Raw genomic sequence first — 13729 nt, forward strand, 5'->3', positions numbered from 1 at the left:
GTTCGTTACCGGCTGAGGCGTTCCAAGGTCTGGTCGCGGCAGCCTGAGGGCGCGTTCACCGGGTTGCAGCGGACCGTGGCGCCGCCGGGCAGCTCCGCCACGTAGTCGCTGCCGTTCCTGGCGGACAGGCCGATCACGGGGAAGTCGGTGCTGATCATCTGCGCGCCGCTGTCCAGTGCCGCCTTCAGCCGGCTCGTGTCGCCCGACCTGGCCTCGGTGAACGGCACGTCGGACCGGGTACGCACGTAGTACCCCTTCCGTACGAGATCCTGGATCTGCGCGGTGTTGGCGTCCTGCGGCTCGTTCCAGCCGACGAAGGCGGCGTCCGGACGGCCCGGACGCGAGTTCGTGAACAGCACCCGCCCCTCCAGGCTCGGCCGGCCCGCCTTGTAGGGCGTCTGGATGTTCTCGCCCTGGTTGTCCATGAAGAACAGGACCTTGCCGCGCGAGGCCGACAGCTCGGGCCAGCCGTGCTTGAGGACGGACTGTTCGAGGGTCAGCCCCGGCCGGCGGACGTCATCGGGCGTGATGAGCCGATCGTCGGGGAACACCGACCGGATCTCGGCGTCCAGGGCGTCCATCAGCGCCGGGTCCCACGCCGGGCTCTTGGCGCCGCCCATCGCCTCCTTGGCCGGGTCGGTGCTCTTGAACTCGGTCAGGATCGTCAGCGGCACATGCCCAGGGTTCGCGTCGGACCATTCGCGTACCTGACGGAGGCAGGTGACCAGGGCCGAGCAGTTGGTGCCGTAGTCGTGATCGGCCCAGTGCAGCACCTTGAAGCCGGGCCTGGCGAGCGCGGGGTCGTTCAGCGGCGGCAGCCCGGCGTCCCGCCTGACCAGCGGGTTGGCGTAGAGGCCACCCTGTGGGTCGGGGAAGACGTCCAGCTCGATGCCGCGGACGTGCTGGGCGCCGAACTGGTTCGGCAGGGCGGTGTGCGAGTACTGCAGGTTCCACCAGTTGGCGTCGGTCCTGCGCTGCACGTCCTTCTCGGCGTCGGTCAGCTCGCGGTGGTAGCTGTTGTGCGTGGCCATGGTCTGGATCTGGTTGATCCGCAGGTTCCCGCGTCCCGCCGTGGTGGCGTCCGCGGCGGGTACGGACGCCAGCGCGGTCAGGGCGGTGGCGGCGAGGCCGATCAGGGCGAGGCGGCGCATGGGTCTCCTAGCACGGGGGTTTTACCGGGACAGACCATCGAAGTCAGGGGTTAACGGTCGATCACGAAATATCCAAACGCGCTAGGAAATATGCGGAAACGTACGGATCAGAGGATGGCCAGCGGCGTCACCGGGCTGCCCGTGCCCCCCTCGATCCTCAGCGGCGCCACCACGAACACGAACTCCGCACACCCCCTCTCCCCCAGCTCCTCCAGCCAGAGCATCTCGACCAGGTGCACGCCGTGCCGGTGCAGCAGGATGAGGTGCAGGTCGTCGGCGAGCCCCTCGTCGGAGAGGCCTCGGGCGTTGAGCCCGCCGACGGCGGCGTTGTCCGAGGCCACCACGGACACGTCGTGCGCCGCCAGCCAGCGGCCCGCCTCCGCCGACAGTCCGGGCTGACCCGACCAGTACTCCTCGCGCGAGCGCCCCCACACCGAGGGCCATCCGGTACGGATCACCGCGGCGTCACCCGCCCGCGGCGTGGCGATCTCCGCCAGCAGCTCCGCCGGGATCCGGAAGTCGGCGGCCAGGTGGTCGAGGCCGAGGCGCCGGGGCACGTCGAACAGCACCCCCCTGGCCACCACGCCGCCCACCTGCTCGATGCCGCACCTGGTCGCGCCGTAGGAGCGGACCCGGGCCGCCGGGTGGCCGTTGTAGAGCTCGTCGCCCGACCACATGTGGCACAGCGCGTCCATGTGGGTCGTGGTCCCGTGATGGCTGACGAGGAGCGCGTCGTCGGCCACGTACAGGCCCTCGCCGATCGCGCGGGCGCCGGCCGCGTAGTCGCCGCCGTCCACGGACATGAAGTGCTGCGGCAGCGGGCGGCCCGGCAGGTGCGGCACCGTCGTGGGGGCGGGCGAGGAGGTGGCGCCCCTGATCGGCATGGCCAGGCTCAGCACCTCGCCCGTGGTGGCGCTGCGCAGGGCCTCGAGCACCACGGCGGGGGTGAGGAGGTTGAGGGTGCCGCGCTGATCGTCTGGGCCGAATCGTCCCCAGTTGTTAGGCTCGTGAACCAAGTAAGCGCTTCCTTTCTCCTGTCTGATGCGAATGCGGAGGTCTGATGCACTGCGATCCGCGGTTCTCGCGCGTGCGCGAGGTGTTCGAGCGGCATCTCGCCGACGGTGCGGAGCTGGGCGCCGCCTTCGCCGTCTACCTGAACGGCGAGCTGGTCGTGGACCTGTGGGGCGGCGTCGCCGACCGGTACACGGGGCGGCCCTGGGAGCACGACACGCCGGCCTTCGCCTACTCCTGCACCAAGGCGATCACCGCCACCGTGCTGCTGCAGCTCGCCGAGCGAGGGCTGGTGGACGTCCAGGGGCCGGTCGCGGACGTGTGGCCGGAGTTCGCGGCCGAGGGCAAGGGTGCGGTCACCGTCGAGCACCTGCTCACGCACCAGAGCGGGCTGCCGGCGGTGGAGGAGCCGGTGCCGGTGGAGGAGTTCGGGGACCTGGCGGCCATCGCCGCCCGGCTCGCCGGCCAGGCGCCGCTGTGGGAGCCGGGGTCGGCGCACGGGTATCACGCGCTGTCGTACGGGTTCCTGGTCGGGGAGGTGATCAGGCGCGTGACGGGCAAGTCGGTGGGCGAGCTGGCCTCCGCCGAGATCGCCGGGCCGCTGGGGCTGGAGCTGTGGGTGGGCGCGCCGGACACGGTGATCGCCCGCACGGCCCGCCTCAAGGCCGGCGAACACCCCGGCGCAAGCCCGGCACCCACCGAGGGGCAGGCCGAGACGGTGGACGAACGGCCGGGGGAAGGCCCAGCGCCCACCGAAGGGCAGGCCGGGACGGTGCTGGCCGAGATGGCCAAGGCCGCGCTCGATCCGGGCAGCCTCATGAACCGGGCGCTCGGCAACCCCGGCATGCACCTGCTCAAGGGCGGCGCGAACCACCCCGTCATCCTGCGCGCGGGCTGGCCCGCGGCCGGGGTCGTCACCACGGCCAGGGGGCTGGCCGGGTTCTACCGTTCGCTGATCGGGGGCGATCTGCTGCGCCCCGAGACGCTGCGGGACGCCGTACGCCCCCGCGTCCACGGCCCCGACCGCGTCCTCTTCCTGGACACGTCGTTCGGCCTCGGATACATGCGGCCGTCGATGACGTTCCCGATGCCGTCGGAGACCGCGTTCGGCCACTCCGGGCTCGGCGGGTCCCTCGGCGCGGGCGATCCGGAGCGCGGCCTCGGCATCGGCTACGTCATGAACAAGATGGCCAACGCCGTCTCCGGCAACCTGCGCGGCCTGCGCCTGGTGCAGGCCGTCTACGACTCGCTCTGACCGCGTCATGATCGCTCAGTGCATGGTCACGCCGCCGCTCACCGACAGCGTCTGCCCGGTGATGTACGCGGCGCGATCCGTACAGAGGTAGGCCACCAGGCCCGCCACGTCGGCGGGCGTGCCGAGGCGGCGCAGCGGGATGCCACGCGCGATCTTGTCCACCAGCCCCGGCTCGGCCGCCGACACCCGCCGGAGCATCGGCGTGTCCGTGGGGCCGGGGCAGACCACGTTGGAGGTGACCTGCGCCCTGGCGGCCTCCCTGGCGAGCGTCTTGGCCAGGCCGAACAACCCCGCCTTGGTGGCCGCGTACGCGCCCTCGCCGCCCGAGCCCGCCCTGGCGCCGTCCGAGGAGACGAACACCAGCCGCCCCCGGCCCCTGGCCGCCATCCCGGGCAGGAGCAGCTTTGTGAGCAGCATCGGCCCGCGCAGGTTGACCTGCCACATGACGTCCCAGCTCGCCGGGTCGCTCTCGGTGAACGGCTCCACGATCGACACCCCGGCGTTGTGCACCAGGATGTCCACGGGGCCCACGGCGCCGCCGAACTCCTCGACGGACGCCGGCGCGGCCAGGTCGACGGCCAGCGCCCGCGCGCCGGGCAGGCCCGAGGCCACCTTCTCCGCATTTGGCAGGTCCACGTCGGCGACGACGACCTCCGCCCCCAGCGCGGCCAGGTCCGTGGCGATGGCCGCGCCGATCGCGCCCGCTCCGCCGGTGACCACCGCCACGCGCCCGTCCAGGCGCAGCCCGTCCATCGTCACTTCCACGCCTCCACCAGGTCGGCGGTGGTGGCGCGGGTGGCGAGGAGGCTGATCGTGTGTTTCAGCACGGCCTGCGCGTACTCCTCGGGGATGCCCGCCACCGCGTCCCTGACCACGGTCACCCGGTAGCCCAGGTTGACCGCCTCCAGCGCGAGCCCGGGGATGCCCAGGTTGAGCGAGACCCCCAGCGCGACCACGTGCGAGACGCCCAGTGAGCGCAGCGTCATGTCCAGCGCGGTGCCGGTGAACGGGGAGAAGCCGTGGTGCCGGCGGCTCTCCAGGTCGCCGCCGTCCCACAGCTCCGGGAGCACCTCGGTGGCGGCCGTGCCCTCCAGCATGTGCTTCGGGTCCTTGAGGAGGGAGACGATGAACGGGCAGTTGCCCGTGTGGGAGCCGGCCCGGTCGGGGCGGAAGGCCGCCGTGCAGTGGATCACCGGGATCCCGGCCGACCTGGCCGTGTGGAGGAGGCGGGCGGCGTTGGCCACGACGTCGTGCCGCGCACAAGCCGCCACCAGATCTGGAAATTTCGTGAGATCGCCGACGACGCCCCTCTGCATCTCCATCACCAGCACGGCCACGCGCTCCACGGGCGACCTCCGTCGATTTAGCCGAGCGCTTGCTTGGGACGCCTCAGCATATCACCCACGACTCAGGGTTATTTCGCATTAACGCCCGGCGAAATATCTCCAGTCGTGACAACCCGAACCCCGGGTGAGACCGTCGAATCGAAGACGGCTGCTAATGGGGGTTCGACTTGGTCCCTGGTTACCGTGAAGTACGCCAGCTCGGCGCCGGCCGCACCGGCCGCGTGTTCCTCGCCACCTACCAGCAGACCGGCGCCTACGTGGCGATCAAGTACCTGAACGCCACCCTGCGCAGGGACACCGAGTTCATGGACCGCTTCCGGTCGGACACCCACGAACTCGTCGAGATCGACGACCCCAACGTGGTCCGGTGCTACGAGTACGTCGAGACCCCCACCAGGGCGGCCGTCGTCATGGAGCTGGTGGACGGCGTCTCGCTGCGTACGCTCCTGGCCGAGCACCGCGGGATCAGCCCGGAGGCGGCGCTCGCCGTGCTGAAGAGCACGCTGCTGGCCCTGGCCGCCGCGCACGAGCGGGGCGTGCCGCACCGCGACGTCAAACCGGAGAACATCCTGGTCCAGGCCGACGGCACCAGCAAGCTGGCGGACTTCGGCGTGGTCGTGCACGCGGAGGAGCCGGGCGTGCCCGCCGGCAGCCCCGAGTACATGTCGCCCGAGCTGTGGACGCAGGGCAGGGCCGGGCCGCCCGCGGACGTGTACGCGGCGGCGTGCGTGCTGTTCGAGGCGGTCAGGGGGCGGCCTCCCTACCGGGCCGTCAAGGAGGGCGAGGACGGGGAGCTGGACGTTCCCGCGGTGCGGGACAAGCACCTGGTGGAGCCGGTGCCGCTGGAGGTCGCGCCCGACTCGCTGCGCGACCTGCTCAGGCGCGGGATGGCCAAGGACCCGGCGACCAGGTACGCCTCGGCCAGGCAGTTCGCGGCGGAGCTGGAGGAGGACGCGGTCGCCGGGTACGGCCCGGACTGGGAGAAGCGCGGGCGGCGGCACCTGGGCGAGCTGGCCACGTTGCTGGCTCTGCGCTTCCCGCTGGCCAGGACCGAGCGGGCCGCCGGCGTCACGACCACCATCCGGAACCGGGTGCTCCAGATGCCCCGGCTGCCACCGCACCTGTGGGTGGCGGGGGCGACGGTGGTGGCCGTGTCGATCGCGATCATGATGTCGGGCGGGCGCCTGCCTCCCGGGCCCGGCACGGTTCTGATGCCGCCACCCAAGGCGACGCAGAGCGAGCCGGATCCGGCACCCGTGGACGCGGCCACGCCCACCCGCACCCGGGCGTCCGCCGCTCCCCGGCGCACCACGCCCGCGCGCACGGCCACCCCCGCCCCTCCTCCCCCCAGTCCGCCTGCCACGGTGCGGCAGGGCGAGACCTCGGTGCCGCGTCCCGCCGCGGTGCAGGCCGCCGGCATCGTGGGGTGGAGCGGCACGGCGGGGGCGATCAAGGTCTCGGCCGACGGGACGGGGCCCGTGCGGCTGCGGATCTCGTACACGCGGCGGGAAGGGGACGGCGGGGCGGCGCGGACGGTCCGGCAGGAGACGCGGACCTTGCGGGGGAGCACGGCCTACACCAGCGCCGTCACGCACGACCCCGGGGGTGTCTCCTGCGGGAAGCGGGCGTACTTCGGGCTCGTGGTGATGACGGAGCCGGCCGCGGCGAACGGGCCGCAGGTCAGCGAGGTCGCCGTCGACGGCCCCGCCTGCCCCACCCCCACGCCGACCTCCCACCCGCCCGCGCCGACGCCCAGCGAGGAGCACAGCAGGACGGCCGTGGCGACGCCGACGCCGACGGAGGAATCCCTGGCCCGGCCGGACGCGCCCACCGGCGAGCCCACGGGCGAGTCCACCGACGAGTCCATGGTGCGGCCGCTCTCGACTCTCCCGGAGGAGCCGTCCCTTCAGCGCGGAGGGGTGCTGGGGTGGGGCCTTGTGAGGTAACCAAGCGTGCGCTAGCTTGGCAAGCGATGAGCGGTGACACCTCTGCGTACTGGGCCGCCTGCGCGCGCGGCGAGCTGGTCGTCCAGCGCTGTACGTCGTGCGACCGCCGCGTCCACCTCCCCGAGGCGGCCTGCCCCTGGTGCGGCGGCGCGGAGCTCGTCTTCGAGCCGGTCGACGGCGAGGGCGTCGTGCACACCTTCACCGTCGTGCACCGCTCGTTCGCCCCCGCCTACCGGGGCCGGGAGCCGTACGTGATGGCCTGGGTGGACCTGCCGGCGGGCGTGCGGGCCTTCGGGCACGTGGTGGGATGCGCCCCCGACGAGGTACGCGTCGGCATGCCGGTACGCGTGACGTTCATCGACGAACTCCCCCATTGGAGGCCCGCGTGAAGCTCGGCAACGTGCTCATCCCCGTCGCGAACCTGGACGAGGCGATCGCCTTCTACGGCCTGCCGGTGAAGTTCAGGGACGGCGACAGGTTCGCGGCGCTCGACGGCGGCGGGGTCACCGTGGCGCTGGCCGGGCCCGCCGAGCACGTCACGACCTCGGCCGCGCCGTCGTACAAGGTGGACGACGTGGCGGAGGCCGCACGGGAGCTGGTGGCACGCGGCGGCGAGGTGGTGCGGGAGCCCGAGAAGGGGCCGCACGAGATCCGGGCCGTGCTGCGCGACCCCTCAGGAAACGTCTTCGTGCTCTATCAGCCCCTCTGACTGGAGGCCTCCCCCATGGCGCGAACACCCTACGGCAACTACGGCCACGCGATCCTGACCGCCGCGGCGCTGCGCACGCCCGACCAGGTCGCGCTCACGTACTGCGGCGAGCAGAGCTTCACCTACGACCAGCTCAACAGGAACGTCAACCGCCGCGCCAACGCCCTGCTGGAGAAGGGGATCGGGCCGGGCCGGCGGGTGGCGGCGCTGCTCAACGAGACGTTGCGGGTGGCCGAGGTCTACCTCGCGCAGGCCAAGATCGGGGCGGTGACGGCGGCGCTGAACCCGTACTGGCCGGTGGAGACGCTGCGTGACGTGGTGGCGGCCTCGGGGTGCACGGCGTTCGTGTACGACGCGACGGTCGAGGGCGTGGTCGGCCAGATCAGGGATTCGCTCCCCGCCGTCACCACGTGGATCGACGTGCGCGAGCTCGAAGGCGACTCCGACGAGGAGCCGCCGATCAGCGGCCGGTACGACGACCCGCTGGCGCTCTACTACACCTCGGGCACGACGGGACTCCCGAAGGCGGTCGTGCACACGCACGCGTCGTCGCTGGCCACGGCCCAGATCTGGCTGGACGTGCCACGCGGCCCCGACTCGGTGTTCGGGACGGGCGCGATCATCTGGGGCATCGGCTTCCCCGCCATCGTCGGGCCCGCCCTGTACGCCGGGATGCGGCTGGTGCTGGAGCAGGACTGGGGCCCGGCGAACTTCCTGCGCGTCGTCCCCCGCGAACGGGTCACGCATCTCTCGCAGATCCCCTCGTTCTACGCGGCCCTGCTCGCCTCCCCCGAGCACGAGGACGTGGACCTGTCGTCCATCCAGGTGATCATGCTGGGCGGCGAGCCGCTGACCGCGACCATGCTCGAACGGATCAAGGCCAGGCTGCCGCAGGCGGGCGTGTACTCCTACTACGGCCAGACCGAGGCCCCGTACACGTGCATGGGCCGCGTGGACGACGGCACCACCCCGCTCGGCTCCTCGGGCCGCGCCCGCACCGGCAACGCGGTGCGCATCACCGACCCGAACGGCGAGCGGGTGGTCGGCGAGGTCGGTGAGATCAACCTGGCCGGGCCGCACCGGATGACCGGCTACGACGGCCTGCCGGAGCGGACGGCCGAGGTGCTGCGCGGCGAGTGGTACGTCGGCGGCGACCTCGGCACGCTCTCCCCCGACGGCGTGCTGCGCGTGCTGGGCAGGCGGGAGGACTCGATACTCAAGGGCGGCGTCTGGACGCAGCCGGTCGTGATCGAGGAGGCGGCCTCGGCGCTGGACGGCGTGGCCGAGGCGGGCGCGGTGGGCGTGCCCGAGGGGGCCTCCGAGCAGGAGGTCCTGCTGGCGGTCGTGCCGCGGGCGGGACACACGCTGGACGCGTCCAAGCTGGCGCTCTCCCTGGCCGACACCCTGCCCGCCCATCAACGGCCCGACCACATCGTGGTGGCCGACGCGCTGCCGCACTCGCAGGACGCCTCCGGCGGCCCCGGCAAGCTGCTGCGCGGGAAGATCCGCGAGCTGCTCGGGTGAGCGCGTACGAGCATGAGGTCAAGGCGCTGCTCAGCGCGGCCGGGGTGCCGGTGCCGCGCGGGGTGGTGGTGCGGGATCTCGACTTCGACCGGGCGGCGGAGCTGACCGAGCCGCTGGTGCTGAAGGCGTTCGGCCCGGGGCTGGTGCACAAGTCGGACGTCGGCGCCGTCGCGCTGGGGCTCTCCAGGACCGACCTCGCCGCGGCGGCCGCCGGCATGCGGGCCCGGCTGGAGGTCGCCGGGTTCCTCGTCGAGGAGCAGGCCGAGGCTGGCGTGGAGCTCATCGTGGGCCTGGTGCGGGACCCCGGGTTCGGGCCGGTGCTCCTCGCCGGGCTGGGCGGGGTGTGGACGGAGGCGCTGCGTGACACGGCGCTGCGACTCTGCCCGATCTCGGAGGAGGACGCGCGGCGCATGCTCGCCTCGCTGCGCGGTTCCTCCCTCCTGTACGGGAGCCGCGGCGGCCCGCCGGTGGACGTGGACGCGGTGGTCAAGCTGCTCATGACGGTCGGCGGCCCGGGCGGGCTGTGGGAACGCCTCGAACTGGGCGAGTTCGAGCTGAACCCGGTGATCGCCGGCCCCTCCGGGGTGATCGCGGTCGACGCCCGCCACCTGCCCACCCCGGAACCGCCCGCGGGCGCATCCGGTGCGGCGACGGACTTCCTGCCGCTCTTCGAGCCCAGAGCCGTGGCCGTCGTCGGGGCCTCCACGACCAGGCCGAACTTCGGGAACATGTTCCTCGGCTTCTACCGTGACGCGGGCGTCCCGCTGGTGGCCGTGCATCCCACGGCGGCCGAGGTGGCCGGGGTGCGGGCCGTGCCGTCCCTCGCCGATGCGGACGTGGACTACGCGCTCGTGGCGGTGCCCGCCGAGCGGTGCGCCGAGGTGGTGCGGGAGGCGCGCGGGGTGCCGTTCGTGCAGGTCATGAGCGGCGGGTTCGCCGAGACGGGCCGGCCTGACCTGGAGGAGGCGCTGGTCGAGGCGGCGCGGGCGGCGGGGACGCGGCTGCTGGGGCCCAACTGCATGGGCGTGTACAGCCCCCGGGGCCGGCAGACGTTCGTCGGGGGCGGGCTCGGGCCCGCCGGGACGGTGGCGCTGATCTCGCAGAGCGGCGGGCTCGCGGGCGAGGTGATCAAGGTCGGGGAGCGGCGCGGGCTGGCGTTCAGCCGGGTCGTCACCGTCGGGAACTCGGCCGACGTGACCCCCGCCGAGCTGCTGCGCTGGCTGGCCGGGGACGAGGAGACGCGGGCCGTCGGGCTGTACCTGGAGGACCCGCGTGACGGGCGCGAGCTGTTCGAGGCGCTGTGCTCCGCGGACCTGCCGGTGGTGCTGCTGGTCGGCGGGCGGACCGGGCAGGGGCAGGAGGCGGCGGCGTCCCACACGGGCGGCATGGTGAGCGACCGGCGGGTGTGGGAGGCGGTGGCCGAGCAGGCGGGGGCGGTGCTGGTCTCCAGCCAGGACGACCTGATCGGGGTGCTGGCGTACTTCCAGGCGCACGGCTCGCGCGACGCCCGCGGCGGCGTGCTGGTGGCGGGGCCGAGCGGGGGCGCGAGCGTGCTGGCGGCGGACGCGTTCGACCTGGCGGGGGTGCGGCTCGACCCGCTGCCTCCCGACGCGCCGGAGGCGCTGCGCGGGCTCGGGGTGATGGCCGCAGGCAACCCGCTCGAAGTGCCGGTCGGGCCCATGGGGCGGGCCGGGCTCGTGCCCGAGGTGCTCTCCGCCCTGCTGCGCTCCCGGCCGTACGGCGACGTGGTCCTGCACGTGAACGTCCAGGCGTTCTTCACGTACGGGGACGCGGCGGAGCCCCTGTACGCGTACGCGCGGGCCGTGGCGCGGGCGCAGGCCACGCTGCCGGGCACCAGGATCACCCTCGTCACCAGGAACGGCGAGTGCGCGCCCCCGGGCGTCGAGGACGAAGTGCGGCGGATCGCGGCGGCGGCGGGGATCCCCGTCTACCGCTCCATGGAGGCGGCGGCGGTGGCCGTCGCGGCTGGAGGACGTCATGGGATTGCTTGACGGCAAGGTCGCGTTGATCACCGGCGGGGCTCGCGGGATGGGGGCGGCGCACGTGCGGCTGTTCCTCGAAGAGGGCGCGCGGGTGGTGTTCGGTGACGTGCTGGACGAGGAGGGGAAGGCGCTGGCCGAGGAGACGGGGGCCGCGTACGTCCATCACGACGTGACGAACGTGGAGGATTGGGAGCGGGCGGTGGCGACGGCCACCGAGCTGCACGGCCGGCTGGACGTGCTGGTCAACAACGCCGGGATCCTGAAATTTCGTCGCATCAGCGATATGTCGCCCGAGGACTTCGACCGGGTGATCGGCGTCAACCTCAGGGGCACCTGGCTGGGGATCAAGTCGGTGATCGACCCCATAAAGGCGGCCGGGCGGGGCTCGATCGTGAACATCTCCTCGATCGAGGGCTACGTCGGGGCCGAGGGGCTGTCGGCGTACTCGGCGTCGAAGTTCGGCGTGCGCGGGGTCACCAAGTCGGCGGCGCGGGAGCTGGCCCGGTTCAAGATCCGGGTGAACTCGGTGCATCCCGGCGCGATCAACACCTCGATGGCGCTGGATCCCGACCTGATGAACGAGGTCGACGCCGACGCGTTCGTGAAGTCCATGGTCATCAAGCGCTTCGCCAAGCCGGTGGAGGTGTCCCACGTGGTGGCCTTCCTGGCCTCGGACCGGGCGAGCTACTGCACGGGCAGCGAGTTCACGGTGGACGGCGGCCTGCTCACGGGCGCGGGCTACTGACTCGGGCAAGCCTCCCACCTGGAACAAGGTAGATCTTTTTGGATTAAACCTCCTTAGCTTGGACATTTCTGGCAGCATCTTTGACCAGCGGGTTCTTGGTCTTGGAAAACTTGAACGTCCCTTGGTGCTGGCTTGACCTGCCCAGACGGCACGGTAGCCTCGCTCATCACGGAAGACGACAAGCCTCCGGTTTTGTCCCACTAGTCACGGGGTGTCCCTTTACCCGGGATCTACGCGGACAAACCGGTCTTGCCCGGAAGGTTGCCCCATACTTCCATGACGCCAGAGATGCAGAAGTTCATCGAGCTGCTGGAGAGCCAGCTCGGGTATGCCGAGAAAGCCGGGGCATACACCAAGTTCGGCTCGTGGTACGGCAAGAACGTCGAGTTCGACGCCGACTACAGCTCCGCCCCGTGGTGCGACATGTACCTCTCCTGGGCTGCGCACAAGCTCGGGTACGAGGACTGGATCGGGCAGTTCGCGTGGACGGTGTCGCACGCGGAGTGGTTCAAGGAGCAGGGGGCGTGGGGCCACAAGCCCAAGCCCGGGGCGTTCGTCTTCTACGACTGGAGCGGCTCGAACAACATCGACAACATCGACCACGTCGGCATCGTGACGCGGGTCGAGGGCGACAAGATCTTCACCATCGAGGGCAACATCGACGGAGGCGTCGCCAAGCGCAAGGAACGCGACACGAGCAAGGTCGTCGGGTACGGCTACCCGGAACGCATCAAGGACCGCCTGGACGAGGAGGCGGCCCGGCAGCAGCGGGAGGCCCAGAAGAAGGCCGACGAGCAGGCCGCCCTGCAGCCGGGGCCCGGGACCGACGTCGGCGTGCTCCAGCTCCCCGAGCACGATTCGCTCGGCTCCCTGATCCCGCGCAGCGAGATCCAGGAGCCTGCCCAGGCCCCTCGGATCGGCAGCTCCCCCGAGAAGAAGACCCCTGAGCCCGCCCCCTCGCCCACCAAGGTCGCCACCGGCTCCGTCTCGGACGGCACGACTGCCCAGGCCCCCAAGCAGCCGAAGAAGGCCAAGCACGCCAAGCCCGCGACGGCCGACACCACGGCGGCGACCGCCGAGCCCCTCCCCACGCACGCGGACGCCTCGGCGACCGGCCCGCTGCCGGCCATCTCCTCTCCGACGCTGATCGGCTCGGCCCTGGTGGCGGCCCTGGCGCTGCTCGCCGTGGCCAAGACCCGCCGCCTCCGGACCGCCCCGGCCGCCGCCCCAGCCACCGCCAGGGCCACGGTGCCCCGCCCCGCAGCCGACCGCCGCCGTCGCCGCCGCAAGGTCGAGGTCGCGGTCGAGCCGGTCCGTACGAGCCGTCGAACGGCCGCACTCCAGCCGGCCGCCGCCCTGGACGCCCTCCAGCCGGTTACGGCCCTGGAAGCCGCCCAACCCGCCGGACGCCGGAGGCGCCCGCTCGACACGCGCCCCTTCGTCCTCGCCACGGACGCCGACCCCTTCGATGCCTTCCTCGCCTCCCGGCCGGCCGAACCCGCCCGGAGCGGGCCGGTCGAGATCCTGGTGGACACCGGGCCGCTGGAGCGCTTCGTGGACACCGGGCCGTTCGAGCGCATCGTCATCCCCCAGGCGACCAGCGCGTTCGACGCCTTCAGCCCGACTGCCGGCAGGGGAGACGACGTCCTCGACATCGGCGCCACGTACCAGGGACGTCGCCGCCGCCACGGGCGCCCCGCCGACGAGCCGGGAACGACCGACCTCCCGCTGCGCGGCCGCCGCCACCGCCGTCCGGCGCCCACCCAGGGCATGCACATCGGCGGCGCGCAGCCGTTCGCGCAGGACGCCCCGCTGTCGGGCCGCCGCCACGCCTCCGCCGGGTCCCCGCAGCCGCACCGGCGCGAGGACGAGCGCCAGCTGGTCGGCGCGGGCGGCACCGGCAGGGGCGCCTCCAGCCACCCGGCCAGGAGCGCCCCGAGTCAACCTGGCAGGAGCGCCCCCGGCCAGCCCGGTCGGAGCACGCCCGGCCGGAGCACGCCTGGTCAGCCCCGGAGGCGGGGACGCCACCGCGCGTGAGC

12 protein-coding genes are annotated in these 13729 nt (G+C 72.6%); 8 read left to right on the forward strand and 4 right to left on the reverse strand.

Going from position 1 to position 13729, the window contains the following annotated elements; genetic code table 11:
- Nucleotides 1-5 precede the first annotated feature (5 nt).
- On the reverse strand, nt 6-1151 hold the full coding sequence (locus ABZS69_RS38800) for a phosphatidylinositol-specific phospholipase C1-like protein (RefSeq protein WP_355380969.1): 1146 nt from the start codon (nt 1149-1151) through the stop codon (nt 6-8).
- A gap of 107 nt (nt 1152-1258) precedes the next feature.
- On the reverse strand, nt 1259-2167 hold the full coding sequence (locus tag ABZS69_RS38805) for a cyclase family protein (protein WP_355380971.1): 909 nt from the start codon (nt 2165-2167) through the stop codon (nt 1259-1261).
- 44 nt (nt 2168-2211) lie between these two features.
- Here ABZS69_RS38805 and ABZS69_RS38810 point away from each other — a divergent pair, with 44 nt between their 5' ends.
- On the forward strand, nt 2212-3417 hold the full coding sequence (locus ABZS69_RS38810) for a serine hydrolase domain-containing protein (protein WP_355380973.1): 1206 nt from the start codon (nt 2212-2214) through the stop codon (nt 3415-3417).
- A 15-nt stretch (nt 3418-3432) separates the two neighbouring features.
- Here the strand turns inward: ABZS69_RS38810 and ABZS69_RS38815 are convergent, their stop codons facing one another.
- Nucleotides 3433-4170: an SDR family NAD(P)-dependent oxidoreductase gene (locus ABZS69_RS38815; protein WP_355381100.1), complete on the reverse strand. Its 738-nt coding sequence runs from the start codon at nt 4168-4170 to the stop codon at nt 3433-3435.
- Nucleotides 4171-4172: 2 nt separating this feature from the next.
- Nucleotides 4173-4763, reverse strand: a complete 591-nt coding sequence (locus ABZS69_RS38820) for an isochorismatase family cysteine hydrolase (RefSeq protein ID WP_355380974.1) — start codon at nt 4761-4763, stop codon at nt 4173-4175.
- A 167-nt stretch (nt 4764-4930) separates the two neighbouring features.
- Here ABZS69_RS38820 and ABZS69_RS38825 point away from each other — a divergent pair, with 167 nt between their 5' ends.
- From ABZS69_RS38825 to ABZS69_RS38855, 7 genes are all read left to right on the forward strand, one after another.
- Complete coding sequence (locus ABZS69_RS38825) at nt 4931-6709, forward strand: serine/threonine-protein kinase (protein WP_355380976.1); 1779 nt, start codon at nt 4931-4933, stop codon at nt 6707-6709.
- Nucleotides 6710-6735: 26 nt separating this feature from the next.
- Nucleotides 6736-7098 (forward strand): Zn-ribbon domain-containing OB-fold protein, encoded by a 363-nt coding sequence (locus tag ABZS69_RS38830; RefSeq protein ID WP_355380978.1) that lies wholly within the window; start codon nt 6736-6738, stop codon nt 7096-7098.
- Nucleotides 7095-7418: a VOC family protein gene (locus tag ABZS69_RS38835; protein WP_355380980.1), complete on the forward strand. Its 324-nt coding sequence runs from the start codon at nt 7095-7097 to the stop codon at nt 7416-7418. Before ABZS69_RS38830 ends, ABZS69_RS38835 begins: the two co-directional genes overlap by 4 nt.
- A gap of 15 nt (nt 7419-7433) precedes the next feature.
- Entirely contained in the window at nt 7434-8942 is a 1509-nt protein-coding gene (locus tag ABZS69_RS38840) for a class I adenylate-forming enzyme family protein (RefSeq protein ID WP_355380982.1), read from the forward strand.
- The gene (locus ABZS69_RS38845) at nt 8939-10954 is read left to right on the forward strand and encodes an acetate--CoA ligase family protein (protein WP_355380984.1); all 2016 of its coding nucleotides are present in this window, start codon (nt 8939-8941) and stop codon (nt 10952-10954) included. Before ABZS69_RS38840 ends, ABZS69_RS38845 begins: the two co-directional genes overlap by 4 nt.
- Nucleotides 10941-11690, forward strand: coding sequence for a glucose 1-dehydrogenase (locus ABZS69_RS38850; RefSeq protein ID WP_355380986.1), 750 nt, complete (start codon nt 10941-10943; stop codon nt 11688-11690). The genes ABZS69_RS38845 and ABZS69_RS38850 overlap by 14 nt, the downstream gene beginning before the upstream one ends.
- Nucleotides 11691-11966: 276 nt before the next feature.
- Nucleotides 11967-13727 (forward strand): CHAP domain-containing protein, encoded by a 1761-nt coding sequence (locus ABZS69_RS38855; RefSeq protein WP_355380988.1) that lies wholly within the window; start codon nt 11967-11969, stop codon nt 13725-13727.
- Nucleotides 13728-13729 lie beyond the last annotated feature (2 nt).

The sequence above is a fragment of the Nonomuraea sp. NPDC005650 genome, from assembly GCF_040605375.1.
In the GTDB taxonomy this organism is placed as follows: Bacteria; Actinomycetota; Actinomycetes; order Streptosporangiales; family Streptosporangiaceae; genus Nonomuraea.

What these genes read in the sequence shown, in the direction of transcription:
- ABZS69_RS38800 (WP_355380969.1), bottom strand. Translation starts at nt 1,151, where the DNA reads ATGCGCCGCCTCGCCCTGATCGGCCTCGCCGCCACCGCCCTGACCGCG.
- ABZS69_RS38815 (WP_355381100.1), bottom strand. Translation starts at nt 4,170, where the DNA reads ATGGACGGGCTGCGCCTGGACGGGCGCGTGGCGGTGGTCACCGGCGGA.
- ABZS69_RS38830 (WP_355380978.1), top strand. Translation starts at nt 6,736, where the DNA reads ATGAGCGGTGACACCTCTGCGTACTGGGCCGCCTGCGCGCGCGGCGAG.
- ABZS69_RS38850 (WP_355380986.1), top strand. Translation starts at nt 10,941, where the DNA reads ATGGGATTGCTTGACGGCAAGGTCGCGTTGATCACCGGCGGGGCTCGC.
- ABZS69_RS38855 (WP_355380988.1), top strand. Translation starts at nt 11,967, where the DNA reads ATGACGCCAGAGATGCAGAAGTTCATCGAGCTGCTGGAGAGCCAGCTC.
- ABZS69_RS38840 (WP_355380982.1), top strand. Translation starts at nt 7,434, where the DNA reads ATGGCGCGAACACCCTACGGCAACTACGGCCACGCGATCCTGACCGCC.
- ABZS69_RS38810 (WP_355380973.1), top strand. Translation starts at nt 2,212, where the DNA reads ATGCACTGCGATCCGCGGTTCTCGCGCGTGCGCGAGGTGTTCGAGCGG.